Genomic DNA, 1,438 nt, shown 5'->3' with positions numbered 1-1,438 from the left:
TTCGATGCCTTCATGCGTTTCCGCTCCTCTCCCAGCCAGGAAAGATTAGCCGAAAACTCCAGCTTCAAACGGTCCAGTTTTCAGGGAACAGAGCACCCCGAAACCCTCTAGACTTCTTTTGCGAACCTGCTCCACGCTGGGGTTATTGCGCGAATCGAAGGCAATTGGAGTGGATCATGGACGAATTCCTCGAGAGAATTGAAGCGCTTGCCAACAGGTCCAAGGCCGCGGAGCGCCAAGCACTTACCGAGGAAGCCACAAAAACCGCCGTCGTTCTTCCGTTCATTCAAGCGCTGGGATTCGACGTCTTCAACCTCGAAGAGGTCTTGCCGGAGTTCGTCGCTGACGTGGGCACGAAGAAGGGTGAGAAAGTCGATTTCGCGATCAAAATCGACGGTCAGATCGCCATGTTGGTCGAGGCCAAGCCGATCAACAGCAAACTGGGCGACACGCAGTTCAGTCAGTTGTTCCGCTATTTTCATGTTACCGAAGCGCGACTGGCCATCCTGACAAACGGCAAAGAAGCTTGGTTCTTCTCGGATACCGACGAACCGAACAAGATGGACAAGCGACCGTTCTTCACCTTCGATTTTCAGAAGCACGACAAGGCGCAGGTGCGCGAACTAGGGCGCTTCCAAAAGAGCTGTTTCGCCATCGATTCGATCATCGAAGCGGCTTCGAACCTCAAATACACGAGGGCCGCCGCGAACTATCTGAAGAGACAGTTAGAAGAACCGGACGACGAGTTCGTCCGCCTCGTTGGGCGCCAGATACACGACGGCTCGATCACGAAGACAGTTTCCGAGCAGTTGAAGCCCGCGATCCAGGCCGCGTTGGATGAAATTGTACGAGACCGTATCCAGGACACCCTGAGCATCAAGCTCCGCGACGACCACGCGCCTTTGCCTGAGAAGGCAGACACATCGCGTGCGGCAGCCGACGCCGAGATAGAGACGACCGACGAAGAGCGCGAGGGCTTCATGATCGTCCGGGCCATTGCAGCCAGGATCGCGCCGATTGAACGGATCACAATCAGGGACGCCAAGAGCTACTGCGCCATCCTGATGGACGACAACAACCGTCGCCCGATCTGCCGACTATATTTCAACTCTCCGACAACTAAGAACATTGGCCTGTTCGACCCCGAAAAGGTTGAAACCAAAGTGCGTGTCGATGGGCCTGCAGATCTATATGCTCACACCGACGCCATCGAGGCAGTCGTCCGGTCGTATCTAACCGCTTAAGCCTTTGCCGATATTCTGAAGCCGGAGTAAAATCGAAACGCCCCACTCTCTTCGACGTTCCGCAGATCAGACCTCGCCGAGATCTGCCGATAGCGGCCATTCGACGCTCCGGACCCTGCTGACCACAGAAAACAAGAAAGCAGCCACTCGTGGAAAGCGCAGCAAGCATAGGCGAACCTGTTTTCGGTGTTGGC

Annotated in this window: 1 protein-coding gene; it reads left to right on the top strand. The window is 55.5% G+C overall.

The annotated features are described in order from the left end of the window. Positions 1 to 176: 176 nt before the first annotated feature. On the top strand, positions 177 to 1,244 hold the full coding sequence (locus tag C8N38_RS20995) for a type I restriction endonuclease (RefSeq protein WP_108029040.1): 1,068 nt from the start codon (positions 177 to 179) through the stop codon (positions 1,242 to 1,244). Positions 1,245 to 1,438 lie beyond the last annotated feature (194 nt).

Origin of the sequence: Rhodovulum kholense, from assembly GCF_003053725.1 — a bacterium.
GTDB classification, from domain to species: Bacteria; Pseudomonadota; Alphaproteobacteria; order Rhodobacterales; family Rhodobacteraceae; genus Rhodovulum; species Rhodovulum kholense.
This window is presented reverse-complemented; position numbering and strand designations above follow the sequence as displayed.

Coding starts and splice junctions, on each gene's coding strand:
- C8N38_RS20995 (WP_108029040.1), top strand. CDS start 177: ATGGACGAATTCCTCGAGAGAATTGAAGCGCTTGCCAACAGGTCCAAG.